Below are 15,946 nucleotides of genomic sequence, written 5' to 3'. Positions count from 1 at the left end.
GGGGCGCCGAGCGCTGGGCGGCACGATGAGTACAGCCTAGGTGACGGTGACCTGGGCCGCGCCACCCTCGACCGGCTCCATGTCCTCGGCGATGCGCATGGCTTCCTCGATGAGGGTCTCGACGATCTTGCTCTCGGGGACGGTCTTGATGACCTCGCCCTTCACGAAGATCTGTCCCTTGCCGTTGCCGGAGGCGACGCCGAGGTCGGCCTCACGGGCCTCACCCGGACCGTTGACGACACAGCCCATGACCGCGACGCGCAGCGGGACCTCCATGCCCTCGAGGCCGGCGGTGACCTCCTCGGCGAGCGTGTAGACGTCGACCTGGGCTCGTCCGCACGACGGGCAGGAGACGATCTCGAGCTTGCGCGGTCGCAGGTTGAGCGACTGCAGGATCTGGATGCCGACCTTGACCTCCTCGACCGGGGGCGCCGACAGCGAGACGCGGATCGTGTCGCCGATGCCCTTGCCGAGCAGGTAGCCGAAGGCCACCGAGCTCTTGATCGTGCCCTGGAAGGCCGGGCCCGCCTCGGTGACGCCGAGGTGCAGCGGCCAGTCGCCCCGCTCGGCGAGCATCTCGTAGGCCTGGCTCATGATGACCGGGTCGTTGTGCTTGACCGAGATCTTGAAGTCGTGGAAGTCGTGCTCCTCGAACAGCGAGGCCTCCCAGACGGCGGACTCGACGAGCGCCTCCGGGGTGGCCTTGCCGTACTTCTCGAGCAGCCGCTTGTCGAGGGAGCCGGCGTTCACGCCGATGCGCAACGAGACGCCGGCGTCGGCGGCCGCCTTGGCGATCGCGCCGACCTGGTCGTCGAACTTGCGGATGTTGCCCGGGTTCACGCGCACCGCGGCACAGCCGGCGTCGATGGCCGCGAAGACGTACTTGGGCTGGAAGTGGATGTCGGCGATGACGGGAATCTGCGACTTGCGCGCGATCGCCTCCAGCGCGTCGGCGTCGTCCTGGCTGGGACACGCCACCCGCACGATGTCGCAGCCGGCGGCGGTGAGCTCGGCGATCTGCTGCAGCGTGCTGTTGACGTCCGAGGTCAGGGTCGTCGTCATCGACTGCACCGAGACCGGCGCGTCGCCGCCGACGTCGACCGTTCCCACCTTGATCTTGCGCGAGACGCGCCGCGGCACCAGCGTGGGCGGCGGCGCTTCCGGCATCCCCAGATCGATGTCCATGCTGACGAATCTAGCGCGGACGACCTCAGGTCACGCTGACGGGATTGACGATGTCGGCGTAGATGAGGATCACGCTCATGACGATCAGCGTGATGCCGACGACGTAGGCGACCGGCAGCATCTTGGCGACGTCGACCGGGCCCGGATCAGGCTTGCCGTGCAGGCGCGCCCAGCGCGACCGCGCGCCCTCCCACAGGGCACCGGCGATGTGACCGCCGTCGAGCGGCAGCAGCGGCACGAAGTTGAACAGCGCGAGGAACAGGTTGAGGCTCGCCAGCAGGGTCAGGACGCGCTGGGCCCGCTCCGCCCAGGTGGGCTCGTCGACCGTCACGAGCTCGCCCGCGACCCGGCTCGCGCCGACCACGCTGATGGGGCTGTCGTCGGCCCGCTCGGCGCCGAAGGCGGCCCGGACGACGTCGACCATGCGCGAGGGCAGGTGTGCGATCGCCTCGGCCGTGCGCTTCGTGGTCTCCCACATGACCTCGCCGACGTAGAGCGGGCCCTGGCGCTGGTAGGTGAACTCCGGGGAGACACCGAGGAAGCCGACGTCCTCGACCCGCTCGGGGTCGTCGACCGCCAGACGCTCGATCACCGAGGTCGTGACCGGCACGGTCGCGGTGGAGCCGTCGCGCACGTAGGTGATCGTGGAGGTGTCCGAGCCGTTGGCCCGGATCAGGCTCGTCAGCTCGTCCCAGGACTCGACCGGCGTGCCGCCGAACGCGGTGATCTCGTCGCCCGGCAGGAGCCCGATCTCGCTGGCCGGGGTGGGCGGGTCGTCATCGGTGCACGCGCGCCCGGCCTCGGCGTCGCTGATGGCGCAGTCGGAGACGGACGACACGGTCGTGGTGGGCTGCTCGACACCGAACCCCATGATCACGACGGCGAACAGGAACGCCGCGATCACGACGTTCACCATGGGCCCGCCGGCCATGACGATGACCTTCTTCCACCACGGCAGCTTGTAGAACAGGCGCGGCTCGTCGGCGGTGGTGATGGTCTCGTACTCGGCCTCGCGCGCGTCGGTCACGAGCTGCGTGAACAGCCCCGTGTTGGACGAGCGCACGGCGTGCGGGTCGTCGCCCGGCCCGGGCGGCAGCATGCCGACGAGCTTGACGAATCCGCCCAGCGGGACCGCCTTGAGCCCGTACTCGGTCTCACCGCGTCGCGTCGACCACAGCGTCTTGCCGAAGCCCACGAAGAACTGGGTGACCTTCACGCCGAACTTCTTGGCGGGGTACATGTGGCCACACTCGTGCAGGGCGATCGAGATCGCGACGCCCAGCAGGAAGGCGATGACGCCGAGGGCGTAGATCACGGCGGTCATGCGGTCTCGATCCTGTGTCGGGCGCTGGACCGTGCCCACGCGTCAGCGTCGAGCACGCCCTCGAGCGTGAGGTCGGTGGCCTGGGTCCCGGCGGAGGCACAGTGCTCCTCCACGACCGCGGCCACCGTGTCCACGATGCCGAGGAAGTCCAAATCGCCGGCGACGAAGGCGTCGACGCAGACCTCGTTGGCCGCGTTGAGCACGGCCGGGGCCGTGCGCCCGAAGCGTCCGGCGCGCCGCGCGAGCTCGACGGCCGGGAAGGCGACGTCGTCGAGCGGCTCGAACAGCCAGGTGACGGGCGACGTCCAGTCGCAGCCGTTCGCCGCGCCCGGCACGCGCCGCGGCCAGTCGAGGCCGAGCGCGATCGGCAGACGCATGTCGGGCGGCGACGCCTGCAGCATCGTCGAGCCGTCGACGAACTCGACCATGCTGTGCACGACCGACCCGGGGTGGACGACGACGTCGATGCGGTCGTAGTCGATGCCGAACAGCAGGTGGGCCTCGATGACCTCGAGCCCCTTGTTGACGAGGGTGGCCGAGTTGATCGTGATCACCGGACCCATGTCCCACGTGGGGTGCGCTGCCGCCTGCTCGGGCGTGACGTCGGTGAGCTCCGCCCGGGAGCGCCCGCGGAACGGGCCGCCGCTGGCGGTCACGAGGAGGCGCCGCACGTCGGCCGGGTCCTCCCCCTTGAGCGCCTGCGCCAGCGCGGAGTGCTCGGAGTCGACCGGCACGAGCTGACCCGGCCTCGCCGCCGACATCACTAGGTCGCCGCCGACGATGAGCGACTCCTTGTTGGCCAGGGCGACGGTCGTGCCGGTCTCGAGCGCGGCGAGCGTCGGCCCGAGCCCGACGGCCCCGGTCATCGCGTTCAGCACGACGTCGCACGGGGTGCGGGCGACCTCGGTCGCCGCGTCGCGCCCGGCCAGGAGTCGTGGGATGCGGTGGTCGCCCTGCTCCCAGCCGCGACGCTGGGCCTCGGCGTAGAGCGCGAGCTGCACGTCCTGGGCCGCCGTGGCCTGCGCCACCGCGACGACCTCGACCTGGTGCGCGATCGCCTGACGGGCCAGGACCTCGGGCTGTCCCCCGCCTGCGGCGAGGGCCACGACGTCGAACCGGTCAGGGGTCGCCTCGACCACCTCGAGAGCCTGCGTCCCGACGGACCCGGTGGAACCAAGAATGGCGACACGCTTGCGCATGTCGCCATTCTGGCTCACGGGTACTCTCTGCCGCCCGGAGCCCGGCACCCCCGCCACCAGTTCCCCCGAAGCGGTGACGGGAAGTTCTACTTGACCTCGGCCCGCAGGACCGACCAGACGCCGACGATCATCGGGATCACGAACCAGATCGAGCCGGAGACCGCGAGCTGCGCCCACTGCTCCCCGCTCAGTCCGCCCTCGAACAGCGGGGTCTGCGCGAAGCCGAAGTCGACCCACGGCTGCAGGTCGCGGAACCAGTCCTGCAGCTCGGCCAGGATGCTGAGGATCGCCGGCAGCACGAACGAGTACACCAGGTACGCGACGACCGCGGCGGCCGAGTTGCGCAGCAGCACGCCGAACATGAAGCCGATCAGCAGGCCCAGGACGTTGCCGAGGAACAGGTAGAACAGGTCCAGCGGCTCGAGGTTCCACACCGGGTCGATGCCGTTGACCGCGGCGCCCACCACGTTGCCGAGGGCCCCCACGGCGAAGGCGAACAGGATCGCGACGATCGCGACGATGATGGAGGCGACCGCCTTGGCGCCGATCACCGCGCCCCGGTGGGGCGCCAGCGTGAAGGTCACCAGGCCCGAGCGCTGGCTCCACTCCGACGTGACCGCGAGGGCGGCGATGATCGGCAGGAACAGCGCGAGCGGCGTGCCGAACGCGGCACCGAAGAGGCCGAACGTCAGCGACTCGTCAGGCACCACCAGGATCACGATGATCGCGGCGATGACCGAGATGATGAGGCTGCTGGCGATGAGCCAGAAGCCCGACCGGGTGTTGAACATCTTGCGCAGCTCGACCAGGACCAGCCGCGTGAACGGCACGCCGGGACGCTGCGTGTGGATCGTGACGGGTGCGGTGGGGGTTGCGGCGCTCATGCGACACCTCCGGTGGTGACGACACCCTCGCGCTGGGTGGTGGCGGTCAGCTGCAGGAACATGTCCTCGAGCCCGGCGCTGTCGGCGCCACGGAGCTCGACGAGGGCCAGGCCCGCAGCTGCGGCGACCTGACCGATCTGGGCGGGCTCGGCGTCGACCGAGAGTCCGTCACCCTTGGCGCCGGCCGTGAAGCCGGCCTGGGCCAGCGCGGCGGCGAGCGCGGCGTTGTCGGCGGCCTGCACGTACGCACCGGCCCCCTCCAGCAGCTCGGCCTTCGTGCCCTGGGCGACGATCTTGCCGTTGCCGATGACGATGATCTCGTCGGCGATGATCTCGATCTCGTGCAGCAGGTGCGAGGAGAGCAGCACGGTGCCGCCCTGGTTCGCGTACGCCCGCAGGAGGCTGCGCATCCAGTGGATGCCCGCCGGGTCGAGACCGTTGGCCGGCTCGTCGAGGATCAGGATCTTCGGGTCGCCGAGCAGGGCGTTGGCGATGCCGAGGCGCTGGCGCATGCCGAGCGAGTAGTTCTTGACGCGGCGCTTCGACTCCGACGGCGAGAGGCTGACGAGGTCGAGCATCTCGTCGACGCGCGACTTCGGCAGGCCCATCGTGAGGGCGCTGAGCGTCAGGATCTCGCGACCCGTGCGGCCCGCGTGCTGGGCGGAGGCGTCGAGCAGGACGCCGACCTGGGTCCCCGGGTTGGGGATGTCGCGGTAGTTGACGCCACCGATCGTGGCCGACCCGGAGTCAGGGATCGTCAGGCCGGCCATGATGCGCATCGAGGTGGACTTGCCGGCGCCGTTGGGGCCGAGGAAGCCCGTGACGGTGCCGGGCTTGCAGGAGAAGGAGACGTCGTCCACGGCGCGGAAGGCGCCGTACGTCTTCGTGAGGTGTTCGACGGTGATCATGGACCTCACTCTGCCGTCGCCGACCGGCCGAGCACATCCGTCACGGGTCCACGTCTGCCCGCCGAAAGTATGAACCTGCCCGAGCCTCATGGCCGGTCTGCCCAGCCGGCGCCTCACCTAGGCTGACCAGGTGCGTCAGCTCCTCCCCAGCGACCGGCAGCCGGTCTTCTCCCCGCTGCCGATCTCGCGCTGGGGGCACACCTGGCGCATCCTCCTGGTCATCGTGCTGGCGGCCGCCTCGTGGATCGAGGCGGGGATCTGGCAGTGGCAGAACCTGCGCTGGTGGTTCTGGGTCGACCTCGCGATCGGGGTCGCGATGACCGTCGTGGCGCTCGGTCGCCGCCGTCACCCGCTGACGGTGGCCCTCGTCACCAATGCCGCCACGTTCATCTCCTTCTCCTCCGGTGGCGCCGCGACGCTGGCGCTGTTCTCCCTCGCGACCCGGCGTCGCTGGCGCGAGATCGTGCCGGCCGGCCTCGTCGGGCTGGGCGCCGGGCTGGTCAGCCTGCGCAGCGCCCCCGGCTCGCAGGAGGACGACTTCATCGTGACGGGCCCGGCCCTCGTGGCGATCCTGGGCATCATCATCGCCTGGGGCATGTACGTCGGCTCGCGGCGCGAGCTCCTCGGCACCCTTCGCGAGCGTGCCGAGACGGCCGAGTCCGAGCAGGCCGCGAGGGTCGCCCAGGCGCGCACCGGGGAGCGCACGCGCATCGCCCGGGAGATGCACGACGTCCTCGCCCATCGCATCTCGACCGTCACGATGCACGCCGGAGCCCTGACCTACCGTGAGGACCTCACCCCGGCCCAGATGCGGGAGACCGCCGGCGTCATCCAGCAGAACGCGCACCAGGCGCTGGTCGAGCTGCGCGAGGTGCTGGGCCTGCTGCGTGAGGGGCCGGGCGACGCCGCACCCGAGCGGCCACAGCCCGATGCCACGGCCGTGCACGACCTCATCACCGAGGCTCAGTCCACCGGCCTGCGCGTCGAGGCGTCGATCGACATCGACACCGGCGCCGTGCCGCAGGCCACGGGGCGCACCGTGTACCGCGTCGTCCAGGAGGGCCTGACGAACGTGCGCAAGCACGCGACCCACACCGCCGCGGAGATCTCGATCACCGGCGCGCCGGGAGAGGGCCTGAAGGTCGTCGTCCGCAACAAGCTGCCCATCGGTCAGCCCGTGAACGCGCTGCCGCCCTCGGGCCTCGGCCTGATCGGCCTGCGCGAGCGGGTCGAGCTCGCCGGTGGTCGGCTCGAGCGGCACGTCACCCCGAGGCGCGACTTCGTCCTCTCGGCGTGGATACCGTGGCCCGCATGAACGCGGTCAAGGTGCTGCTGGTCGACGACGACGCACTGGTGCGCGCCGGCCTGGCCCTCATCCTCGGCGGGTCGGAGACGATCGACGTCGTCGGTGAGGCCGGCGACGGCCGCGAGGCGGTCGACCGGGTGCGCCGTGGCGGGGTCGACCTGGTACTGATGGACATCCGCATGCCCGTGCTGGACGGCATCGAGGCCACGAGCACCATCCTGGCCCTGCCGGACCCGCCCAAGATCATCGTGCTGACGACCTTCGACGCCGACGACTACGTCGTGCGGGCGCTCGCGGCGGGTGCCCACGGGTTCCTGCTGAAGGACACGGCCCCGGCGGCGATCGTCGACGCGGTCAGCCGGGTCTTCGACGGCGAGCCGATCCTGTCGCCCACCATCACCGCCCAGCTGATCCGCCAGGTCACCGACGCAGCGCCCTCCTCGGCCGTCGACGCGGCGCGGGTGCGGGTCTCGGCGCTGACCGAGCGCGAGCTGGAGGTCGCGATCGAGGTGGGCCGCGGTGCCTCCAACGCCGAGATCGCCGATCGGCTGCACCTGAGCCTGGCCACGGTGAAGGCACACATCGCGCACATCTTCACGAAGCTCGGCGCCACCAACCGCGTGCAGGTGGCGATCAGCGTGCACGACGCCGGCCTGCTCTGAGAAGCCAACTGCCCGGCCCTGACCTAGCGTGGAGGCATGAGCCGCCCCTCCCCCGTCCTCGGAGCCCTCGACGCCGTCCTCGACAAGGTCGTGCCCGCCGGGTACTCCTCGATCGGACCGGCCCTGCGTCGCCGCTGGTGGCCGGCTGACCCGCCTGCGCACGCCCTCGTCGGCAAGCACGTGCTGGTCACGGGCGCCAGCCGCGGACTGGGTCTGGCAGCAGCGACCGACCTCGCTCGGCTCGGTGCCGTTGTGCACCTGCTCGGACGCGACCAGTCGCGCCTCGACGAGGCCGCGGCGGGGCTCCGGCTCGCCGTGCCGAACGCCGACGTGCGGCCCGAGACGTGCGACGTGAGCGACCTCGACGCCGTGCGCGCCTATGCAACACGCACGCTGGAGCAGGTGCCGGCCCTGCACGCGCTCATCCACAACGCCGGGGTGATGCCGGAGGAGCGCAGCGAGTCCGCGCAGGGCATCGAGCTGACCCTGGCCACCCACGTGGTCGGCCCGCTGCTGCTGACCGAGCTCCTGCGTCCGGCGCTCGCCGCTGCCGACGACTCGCGGGTGCTGATCATGTCGTCCGGGGGCATGTACTCCGCGCCGCTGAACGCGGCGCTGGCCGACGACCTGCAGTACCGGGAGGGCACGTACCGCGGCATCCGCGCCTACGCGCGCACCAAGCGCCTGCAGGTCCTGCTGGGCGAGCAGCTCGCCACCCGTCTGGCGGGCGACGGCGTCGTGGTGCACAGCATGCACCCGGGCTGGGCCGCCACCGAGGGCATCGCCGAGAGCATGCCGGGATTCGCCCGCGCGATCCGGCCGATCCTGCGTGACGCGAGGTCCGGGGCCGACACCCTCGTCTGGCTCACCGCAGCGCCGGAGGCCACCGCCACGACGGGCCTGTTCTGGTCGGACCGGCACCCTCGGTCGACGACCTACCTGCCCTGGACCACCGAGGACCCCGTCCTGCGCCGGAAGGTGTGGGACGCCGTCGCCGCCCTGGCCGGCATCGACCACGCCCCGGCCTAGACCTGCAGCCCCATACCTGCAGCGCTAGACCTGCAGCCCTAGACCTGCAGGGTCGCGCCCGCCAGGAGGGCGTCGAACACGTCGGGGTGCTGCTCGCGCCAGACCTCGACGCCGTCCAGGTCCACCGCGGGGGCCGGGAGCGGGTCCGTGCGGCCGATCTGGCGCAGCGACTCCCACGGCACCTGCTCCTCGCCGACGGCAGCCACCACGGGGTCGCCGCCGAGCGTGGCACCTCCCGTGCCGGGCACGACCTGGAGTCGCACGGCGGCCAGCACGGCGAGGACGCGGTCGCGCCCGGTGAGGTCGAGGTGGAGCGGGTCGCCGTCGCCCAGGCCCAGCAGCCGCAGGGCGCCGGCGAGCGAGGCCACCTGGTCGAGCAGCTGCGCGAACGTCAGGCTCCCGCGGCCATCGACGAGGGCGAGCTCGTCGGCCCGGCCGTGCACGACGTGGTGGTCGAGCGTCAGGAACGCCAGGCCCGAGGTGCGCGACATCAGACGCCCCGGAAGACCGGCCGGCGCTTCTCCGCCCGGGCCGCGGCGGACTCCTTGACGTCCTCGGACGCCCAGACGTCGCGGAAGCTCTGCTCGATCCGGTCGTCGTCGTGGTGCGTGCCGTTGAGCACGAGCTTGTTGTGCGCGATCGCGAGCGGGGCCAGCTCGGCGATCTCGCCGGCCCAGACCAGGGCGTCGTCGAGCGTCCCGGCGCGGTCCGCGAGCCCGCAGTGCAGCGCCTCGTCGCGGTCGAGCGACTCCCCCGCGATCATCAGGCGGCGGGCGCGTCCGGTGCCGGCGAGGTCGGCCAGGGTGCGGATGGTCCAGGCGTCGACCGCCATCCCGTTGCGCACGGTGGGGACGGCGAACTTCGCGGACGCGTCCGCGACCCGCAGGTCGCACGCCATCGCGAGCTGCGTGCCCGCTCCGATGGCCGGTCCGTTCACGGCCGCGACGATCGGGACCGGGACGGCGGCGAGGTGGTGCAGCATGCCGTACAGCGCATCGAGGAACTCGTCGCCGTAGACGCCGCCGAGGTCGGCGCCGGAGCAGAACGACGACCCCTCACCGGTCACGACGACGGCACGGGCACCCGTGCCGACGGCCTCGTCGACCGCGCCGTCGATGGCCAGGCACAGGTCGGTGTTCAGCGCGTTGCGCCGATCGGGACGGGTCAGGGTGAGGACGGCGACGTCGCCGTCGCGGCGCGCGTCGAGGACGCTCGTGTCGAGATCCGGCATGGCGATCACGCTAGCGGGACCACCCACCGGACCACCCCCGGGCTCTACTCGGTGGCGGCGAGCTGGCCGCAGGCGGCGTTGATCTCGTCGCCGCGGGTGTCGCGGATGGTCGTGCTGATGCCCTTGGCCTCGAGCCGGCGGACGAACTCGCGCATGTCGTCGCTGCGGGAGCGGGTGAAGACCTGGCCGTTGAGCATGGGGCCGCTGTCGGTCGGGTTGAGCGGGATGAGGTTGACGTGGACCCAGCTCCAGTCGCCGTACGCGTTCAGGACGTCGGCGAGCAGGTCGGCACGCCAGGCCTGGTCGTTGATGTCGCGCATCATGGCGTACTCGATCGAGACGCGGCGCTTGGTCTTCTTCGCGTACTCCCACGCCGCCTCGACGGTCTCGGCGACCTTGAAGTGCGTGTTGATGGGGACGAGCTGGTCGCGCAGCTCGTCGTCGGGCGCGTGCAGCGACACCGCGAGCGTGACCGGGATGCCCTCCTCGGTCAGCTGCTTGATGCGCGGCACCAGGCCGACGGTGCTGACCGTGATGTTGCGGGCCGACATGCCCAGGCCGTCGGGCGCGGGAGCCACCATGCGGCGGACCGCGCCGATGACCGCCTTGTAGTTGGCCATCGGCTCGCCCATGCCCATGAAGACGACGTTGGAGAGTCGGCCGGGGCCACCGGGCACCAGACCGTTCGCCATCGCCGCGGCGCCGTCGACGACCTGGTCGATGATCTCGGCCGTGCTCATGTTGCGCTGCAGGCCGCCCTGGCCGGTCGCGCAGAACGGGCAGGCCATGGCGCAGCCGGCCTGGCTGGACACGCAGATCGTGGCGCGCTCGGGGTAGCGCATCAGCACCGACTCGACCAGCGCACCGTCGAACAGGCGCCAGAGCGTCTTGCGCGTCGTGCCCTTGTCGGCCTCCATCGTGCGGACCGGGTCGAGCAGCGTCGGAAGCAGCGCGGCCGCGATCGCGTCACGGTTCTTCGCCGGCAGGTCGGTCATGTTCGCCGGGTCGCGCTCGAGCCGCGCGAAGTAGTGGTGGGCGACCTGCTTGACGCGGAACGCGGGCTCGCCCAGCTCGGCGGCGGCAGCGACGCGCTCCTCGGCCGAGAGGTCGGCGAGGTGGCGCGGCGGCTTCTGACGCCTCCGCGGCGGAGCGATCACGAGCGGCAACGCGCGCGTGGTGGCGGGCTCCACCTGCTGGTCGGACATTCCCCCAGTGTCTCATCCGACCCCCAGCGCGGCCGAATCCTGCACCGGTGGCTGAGGGCGCGGAACTAGCTAGCGCTGACGGAGGGAGTCGACGAAGTCGAGCTTCGCGAGCACCTTGGGCGGGATCACGAACGGGTAGAGGTCGTCCGAGCCCATGCTGCGGTTGATCTGGTTGAGCGCGTTCGACAGCGGCACCCACACGCCGGTCACGAGGTCGCTGAAGATGCTGAACGCATCGGGCTCCACCGTGATGAGGCCGTTCCAGCGGGCCGTGTCGACGGTGTCCTGGATGTGCAGGGTGTGCGCGAACGACTCCGCGAAGTCCTCGAACGGGTGCATCGTCGCGTAGGTGCTGATGTAGCTCTCGGCCCAGTCCGCGGGCGGGCCCTCGTTGTAGTGGCGCTCGATCTCGTCGGCGTAGGAGATCTCCTCGTTGCCGAACAGCTCGCGCGCCTGGCCGATCCGGTCGCCGCGGACGTGCTGGGCCTCCATGTAGTGGCCGACCTCGTGCCGCAGGTGGCCCAGCATCGTGCGGTAGGGCTCGGCCAGCTCGGCCTGCACCTTCGCGCGGTGGGCGTCGTCACCCTCGGCGAGATCGATCGTGATCAGGCCGTCCTCGTGGCCGATCACGACGTTCTCGTCGACGCTGGACAGCATGTCGAACGCCAGCCCCTGCTCGGGGTCCTCGTCGCGCGTGACCCACCCGAAGCCGAGCCGCGTGAGCTCGATCAGCAGGTGCCGCTTGGCCGCCTCCGCCACGGGGAGCTGCGCCAGGCCGATCGCGTCGTCGTCCGCGGGCCGGGTGCGCGTGAGCGCGCACGACTCGCACGGCTCGCCCTCGATGCGGGTCAGCCAGGTGCAGCCCGAGAGGTTGAGGTTCGGGCACACGTGCCAGACGTAGCCCTCGGCGTCGACGTACTTGCCCTCGTCGTCGACCACGACGATGTCGGCCGTCTCGCGCCAGTAGCCGAGCGCGGACCCGCATGCGACGCAGAGGCTGTTCTCGAGGTAGAGGCGGTTGTCACAGGTCGAACAGCTGAAGTTGCGCACCCGCTCAGTCTGACGGGTGCGGCCCGGTTCCGCGCTCCGGGAGGAGCCTGCGTCAGACGGTCGTCTCGTCGCCGGAGTACAGGAAGCTGGCGTCGTCGATGAGCCACCGGCCGTCGGTGAGCACGAGGTCGTAGGTGTACGTGTCGGAGGTCTCGCGCTCGCGACCGTCGTCGAGGTACTCCCAGCTCTCCTCGGTCGTGATGCGGGCGGTGTCACCCGTGATGCTGACCTCGACGATCTCGATGTCGTACGTGCGCCAGAAGTCGGCCGGCTTGCCGTCCTCGATCTCCTCGAGACCCTCGTAGAACCCGTCGCACGTCGAGTAGTCGGCCTCGGCCTGGCCGTAGTCGGCGCGGAACGCCGCGGTGGTCGTGTCCTGGAACGACGAGCAGTCGCCGATCTTGAACGCCCGGTCCCACAGCAGCACGGCCTGGCTCGGGTCGGGAACCCCCGCCGGCAGTGCACGCCCGTCGCGGCTCGCGAGCCCGGCGACGAGACCCAGCACCACGCCGAGCACGAGCATCGCCAGGCACACCAGGGCCGTGGCGTACGGCCAGAGCGGGCGGGCATGCATGGGGAACATGCTGGCAGATGCCGGGTCACTCGTGGGACGACACACGGTGGAGGGTCGACTCAGACGGGCGCGACGTCGACCTCGACGTCCAGGAGCGAGGTCTTGGCCTCGCTGTAGATGACGCCCTTCACCGGGGGCACGTCCGCGTAGTCGCGGCCCCAGGCCGTCGTGACGTACCGCTCCCCCGCGAGCTGGTCGTTCGTCGGGTCCAGCGCCAGCCACGTGCCCCCGGGCACCCACAGCGACACCCAGGCGTGCGACGCGTCCGCCCCGACGATCCGCTCCTTGCCAGGCGGCGGGTCGGTCGCGAGATAACCGCTCACGTACCGCGCGGCCAGCCCGTGCGACCGCAGGCAGGCCAGCGTGAGGTGCGCGAAGTCCTGGCAGACGCCGGCCCGCGCCTCGAAGAGGTCGTCGATGGTGCTGGTGACCGTGCTGGCGCCCTGCTCGTAGGTGAAGTCGGTGTGGATGCGGTGCATCAGGTCCATCGCCGCCTCGACCAGCGGGCGTCCGGGCCGCAGGGACTCCGCACCGTAGGCGTGGGCCAGCGGGGCGTGAGGGACCAGCTCGGAGCGCAGCACGAGCTCGGTGGCCGACCACGCGTCGACCACGTCGCGGCGCCCTGCGGGCCGGCACGCCTCCCAGGGCTGGGCGTCGGCCTCCTCGTCGCGGACCTCCGTCAGCACCTCGACGTCCGAGACCGCCTCGACCTGCAGCACGCGGTGCGGCTGGTCGACCTGGAAGTACGTGCGGGTGTTGCCGTAGTGGTCCGAGGTCGCCCACTGGTCGGTCGCGCCGGGATCGACCGTGACGTCGTGCTGACCCACGTGCTGCCAGGGCAGCTCGCGCGGCGTGACGTGGGCGATGCCGTAGCTGTCGCTGACGTCCTCGTCGTAGGTGTAGGTCGTGGTGTGGCGGACCCGGTACCTCACGGTGCCACCTCCCGGGTCGGGCGCGTGAGGTCGAACGAGCGCGGGGTCGGCGCGGAGGCGAGGTGCACCTCGAGGACCGCGTCGGCGAAGCGGGAGAGCAGCCCCCGCACCGTCGCGACGGCCTGCTCCAGGTGCGGGCGTCGCTCGCCCTCGATGACGACGAGGCTCGCGAGCTCCAGGCTGGCCAGCTCGCCCTGCAGGTCGGCGAGCAGGCGCTCGGGCCGGGTCGAGCCGGTCGAGGCGGGCAGCGCGCGCAGCAGCTCGGCGGCGCGGTCGACGTTGAACGAGATCGAGCGCGGGTTGTCGGCGTCGAACATGAGCAGCTCGACGACCCCGGCGGGGCGCACGTAGCCCCGGTAGCGCCGACGGTGGGTCACGGCGCTCTCGGCCACCATCAGCACGGTCGTGAGGACGTCGCGGTCGACGTCGATGCCGCGTCGCTCGGTGACCGTGCCGTCGAGCAGGCGGACCACCTGCTGGCACCGCTCGACCGCGCGACCGACCATGATCATGCGCCAGCCGTCGTCGCGCATCATGCTGTCGCACACGCCGTGCAGGGCCGAGATCGCCGTCAGCATGCGGCCGGCCGTGTCGGTCACCTGGTGGCTCAGCGCCGAGTCGGCCAGCGTGCCGGCCGCGCGGTCGATCGCGCCGAAGACCCGCCAGACGTCCGGCGAGAGCTGGTCGCGCACGGCCTGGGCGGCGTCGCGCAGCGAGGCGACGGACTGCGCGACGCTGCCGGGTCGGAACGGGTCGAGCAGCAGCGAGCGCAGCTCGTCGTCGAAGGCGTCCTCCTCGAACGGCGAGGGGCTGAGGTCGCGCAGCTTCCGCGTCAGCACGCGCAGGGTCTGCCCGCCGGCCGACCACGGGCGCGACCGGAAGTCCTGGGCCAGGCCGTGCGCCGAGATCACGAGGCGCAGCGTGTCCTCCGCGCGCTCGGCGTAGCGTCCGAACCAGAACATGTCCTCGAGGACTCGCGGGACCATCGCCGCCGGAGCGCGCACATTGGTCATCGGCAGCACCTCGAGGAGGCGCTGGTCGGGCTCATCGGGCCGTGCCTTGAGCACCCAGACGTCCTTGCTGCGCGGCACGCGGCCGGTCTCCATGATCGACCCGAGGCCGCCCAGCAGCGTGCGGTACGCGGAGCCGTGGCGCACCGTGAAGGTGCGGATCACGACCGGCTCGGGCTGGACGCCGAAGGGGCCCAGCGCGGGCGCCTGCGAGTGGTGCGGACGTTCCTGCGCGACGAACCGGTGGGGCTCGGCCTCGACGCGGCGCAGCAGGTCGTCGCCCTCGAGCGCGCCGGTCGGGTCGGTCCGGTCGATCGTGCGCACCGTGAGCTCCTCGAGCCGCGGTCGTACCTGCTCGAGCTCGTCCGGGTCGCCCAGCCAGTACGAGCGGATCGACGGGAGCCGGAGCGGCTCGTCGAGCAGCACCTCACACGCCCGGGCCAGGAACGGCGCCAGCCCGAGGTTCTCCACGACGCCGGAACCGAGACCGTTCACGACGCGCACCGTGCCGCGACGCACCGCCTCGACGAGGCCGGTCACGCCCAGGTGGGAGTCGCCCCGCAGCTCGAGCGGGTCGGTGTACGAGGCGTCGACGCGGCGCACGATGACGTCGACCCGCTCGAGGCGCCCGAAGGCGCGCATCCAGACGATGCCGTCGCGCACGACGAGGTCGCTGCCCTGCACCAGCGGGAAGCCCAGGCTCGAGGCCACGAAGGCCTGGTCGTAGGCCGTCTCCGACTGCGGGCCCGGCGAGAGCAGCACGACCCGCGGGTCGCTCGCCTCCCCCGGTGCGGCATCGATCATCGCGGCCCTGACGGCCTGGAAGAACGGCGCGACGCGGTGCAGGCCGGCGCCGCGGTAGAGCTCGGGGACGACGCGGCTGATCACGCGGCGGTTCTCCATCGCGTACCCGATGCCGGACGGGGCGCCGGTGCGGTCGGCCAGCACCTGCCAGTCACCGGTCGCCGTGCGCGTGACGTCGCTCGCGCTGACCAGCAGCGGGTGCTGGTCGACCGGACCGCCGCGCAGCTCGCGGAGGAACCCGGCGTGACCGAAGACGAGCTCCGGGGGGATCACCCTCGACGAGAGAAGCGTCTGCGGCCCGTAGAGGTCGACCAAGATCGCGTTCAGCAGCTCGGTGCGCTGCGCGAGCCCCACCTCGAGCGGCGCCCACTCCTCCGCCGAGACCACGATCGGCACGGGGTCGAGCCGCCACCACGAGGGCGACTCTCCCGGCCGCGAGTACCGGACGCCGTCGTCGCTCAGGAAGCGGACGACGTCACCACTGATGCGCTGCAGCTCCTCGCGCGTGAGCCCGATCGCGGCACCCGCGAGCGCCTTCCACGCAGGCCGCAGCGAGCCGTCGGGGGCGACGACCTCGTCGTACCTGGGTGGGCCGGCGGTCAGCGTCGGCTGGGCGACCGCCGCCGAGTAGTCCTGCAGCACC

General features: G+C 71.6%; 15 protein-coding genes. 3 read left to right on the top strand and 12 right to left on the bottom strand.

Annotated elements, in window-relative coordinates; translation table 11 throughout:
- Window positions 1-36 precede the first annotated feature (36 nt).
- The 5 genes from ispG to LO931_RS11545 all read right to left on the bottom strand — a co-directional run bounded on the left by ispG (window position 37) and on the right by LO931_RS11545 (window position 5,500).
- The gene (gene ispG, locus LO931_RS11565) at window positions 37-1,185 is read right to left on the bottom strand and encodes a flavodoxin-dependent (E)-4-hydroxy-3-methylbut-2-enyl-diphosphate synthase (protein WP_229053751.1); all 1,149 of its coding nucleotides are present in this window, start codon (window positions 1,183-1,185) and stop codon (window positions 37-39) included.
- 25 nt (window positions 1,186-1,210) lie between these two features.
- A complete protein-coding gene (locus LO931_RS11560) occupies window positions 1,211-2,509 on the bottom strand; it encodes an RIP metalloprotease (RefSeq protein ID WP_229053750.1) in 1,299 nt (432 codons plus the stop codon).
- A complete protein-coding gene (dxr, locus tag LO931_RS11555; RefSeq protein WP_229053749.1) occupies window positions 2,506-3,708 on the bottom strand; it encodes a 1-deoxy-D-xylulose-5-phosphate reductoisomerase in 1,203 nt (400 codons plus the stop codon). The genes LO931_RS11560 and dxr overlap by 4 nt, the downstream gene beginning before the upstream one ends.
- An 86-nt stretch (window positions 3,709-3,794) precedes the next feature.
- Window positions 3,795-4,592, bottom strand: a complete 798-nt coding sequence (locus tag LO931_RS11550) for an ABC transporter permease subunit (protein WP_229053748.1) — start codon at window positions 4,590-4,592, stop codon at window positions 3,795-3,797.
- Entirely contained in the window at window positions 4,589-5,500 is a 912-nt protein-coding gene (locus tag LO931_RS11545; RefSeq protein WP_229053747.1) for an ABC transporter ATP-binding protein, read from the bottom strand. Before LO931_RS11545 ends, LO931_RS11550 begins: the two co-directional genes overlap by 4 nt.
- Before the next feature lie 130 nt (window positions 5,501-5,630).
- Here LO931_RS11545 and LO931_RS11540 point away from each other — a divergent pair, with 130 nt between their 5' ends.
- The 3 genes from LO931_RS11540 to LO931_RS11530 are packed head-to-tail and all read left to right on the top strand — an operon-like array spanning window position 5,631 to window position 8,497.
- Window positions 5,631-6,815 (top strand): sensor histidine kinase, encoded by a 1,185-nt coding sequence (locus LO931_RS11540; RefSeq protein ID WP_229053746.1) that lies wholly within the window; start codon window positions 5,631-5,633, stop codon window positions 6,813-6,815.
- Window positions 6,812-7,468 carry a response regulator transcription factor gene (locus LO931_RS11535; protein ID WP_229053745.1) on the top strand — a complete coding sequence of 219 codons (657 nt, stop codon included), beginning with the start codon at window positions 6,812-6,814 and terminating at the stop codon, window positions 7,466-7,468. The genes LO931_RS11540 and LO931_RS11535 overlap by 4 nt, the downstream gene beginning before the upstream one ends.
- Window positions 7,469-7,504: 36 nt before the next feature.
- Window positions 7,505-8,497, top strand: a complete 993-nt coding sequence (locus LO931_RS11530; RefSeq protein ID WP_229053744.1) for an SDR family NAD(P)-dependent oxidoreductase — start codon at window positions 7,505-7,507, stop codon at window positions 8,495-8,497.
- A 38-nt stretch (window positions 8,498-8,535) separates the two neighbouring features.
- Here the strand turns inward: LO931_RS11530 and LO931_RS11525 are convergent, their stop codons facing one another.
- From LO931_RS11525 to LO931_RS11495, 7 genes are all read right to left on the bottom strand, one after another.
- A complete protein-coding gene (locus LO931_RS11525; protein WP_229053743.1) occupies window positions 8,536-8,988 on the bottom strand; it encodes a hypothetical protein in 453 nt (150 codons plus the stop codon).
- Window positions 8,988-9,728, bottom strand: a complete 741-nt coding sequence (locus LO931_RS11520) for an enoyl-CoA hydratase (protein ID WP_229053742.1) — start codon at window positions 9,726-9,728, stop codon at window positions 8,988-8,990. Before LO931_RS11520 ends, LO931_RS11525 begins: the two co-directional genes overlap by 1 nt.
- 44 nt (window positions 9,729-9,772) lie before the next feature.
- A complete protein-coding gene (rlmN, locus tag LO931_RS11515; protein WP_229053741.1) occupies window positions 9,773-10,933 on the bottom strand; it encodes a 23S rRNA (adenine(2503)-C(2))-methyltransferase RlmN in 1,161 nt (386 codons plus the stop codon).
- Window positions 10,934-11,002: 69 nt separating this feature from the next.
- Window positions 11,003-11,983 (bottom strand): putative zinc-binding metallopeptidase, encoded by a 981-nt coding sequence (locus LO931_RS11510; protein ID WP_229053740.1) that lies wholly within the window; start codon window positions 11,981-11,983, stop codon window positions 11,003-11,005.
- A 52-nt stretch (window positions 11,984-12,035) separates the two neighbouring features.
- A complete protein-coding gene (locus LO931_RS11505) occupies window positions 12,036-12,557 on the bottom strand; it encodes a hypothetical protein (RefSeq protein WP_229053739.1) in 522 nt (173 codons plus the stop codon).
- A gap of 59 nt (window positions 12,558-12,616) precedes the next feature.
- Window positions 12,617-13,489: a transglutaminase family protein gene (locus LO931_RS11500; RefSeq protein WP_229053738.1), complete on the bottom strand. Its 873-nt coding sequence runs from the start codon at window positions 13,487-13,489 to the stop codon at window positions 12,617-12,619.
- On the bottom strand, window positions 13,486-15,945 hold the full coding sequence (locus LO931_RS11495) for a circularly permuted type 2 ATP-grasp protein (protein ID WP_229053737.1): 2,460 nt from the start codon (window positions 15,943-15,945) through the stop codon (window positions 13,486-13,488). The genes LO931_RS11500 and LO931_RS11495 overlap by 4 nt, the downstream gene beginning before the upstream one ends.
- Window position 15,946: the final 1 nt, after the last annotated feature.

It is taken from the genome of Aeromicrobium sp. Leaf350 (genome assembly GCF_916858655.1).
GTDB lineage: Bacteria > Actinomycetota > Actinomycetes > Propionibacteriales > Nocardioidaceae > Aeromicrobium.
The sequence above is the reverse complement of the archived record's forward strand: the minus strand, read 5'-3'. Positions and strand labels throughout refer to the sequence as shown.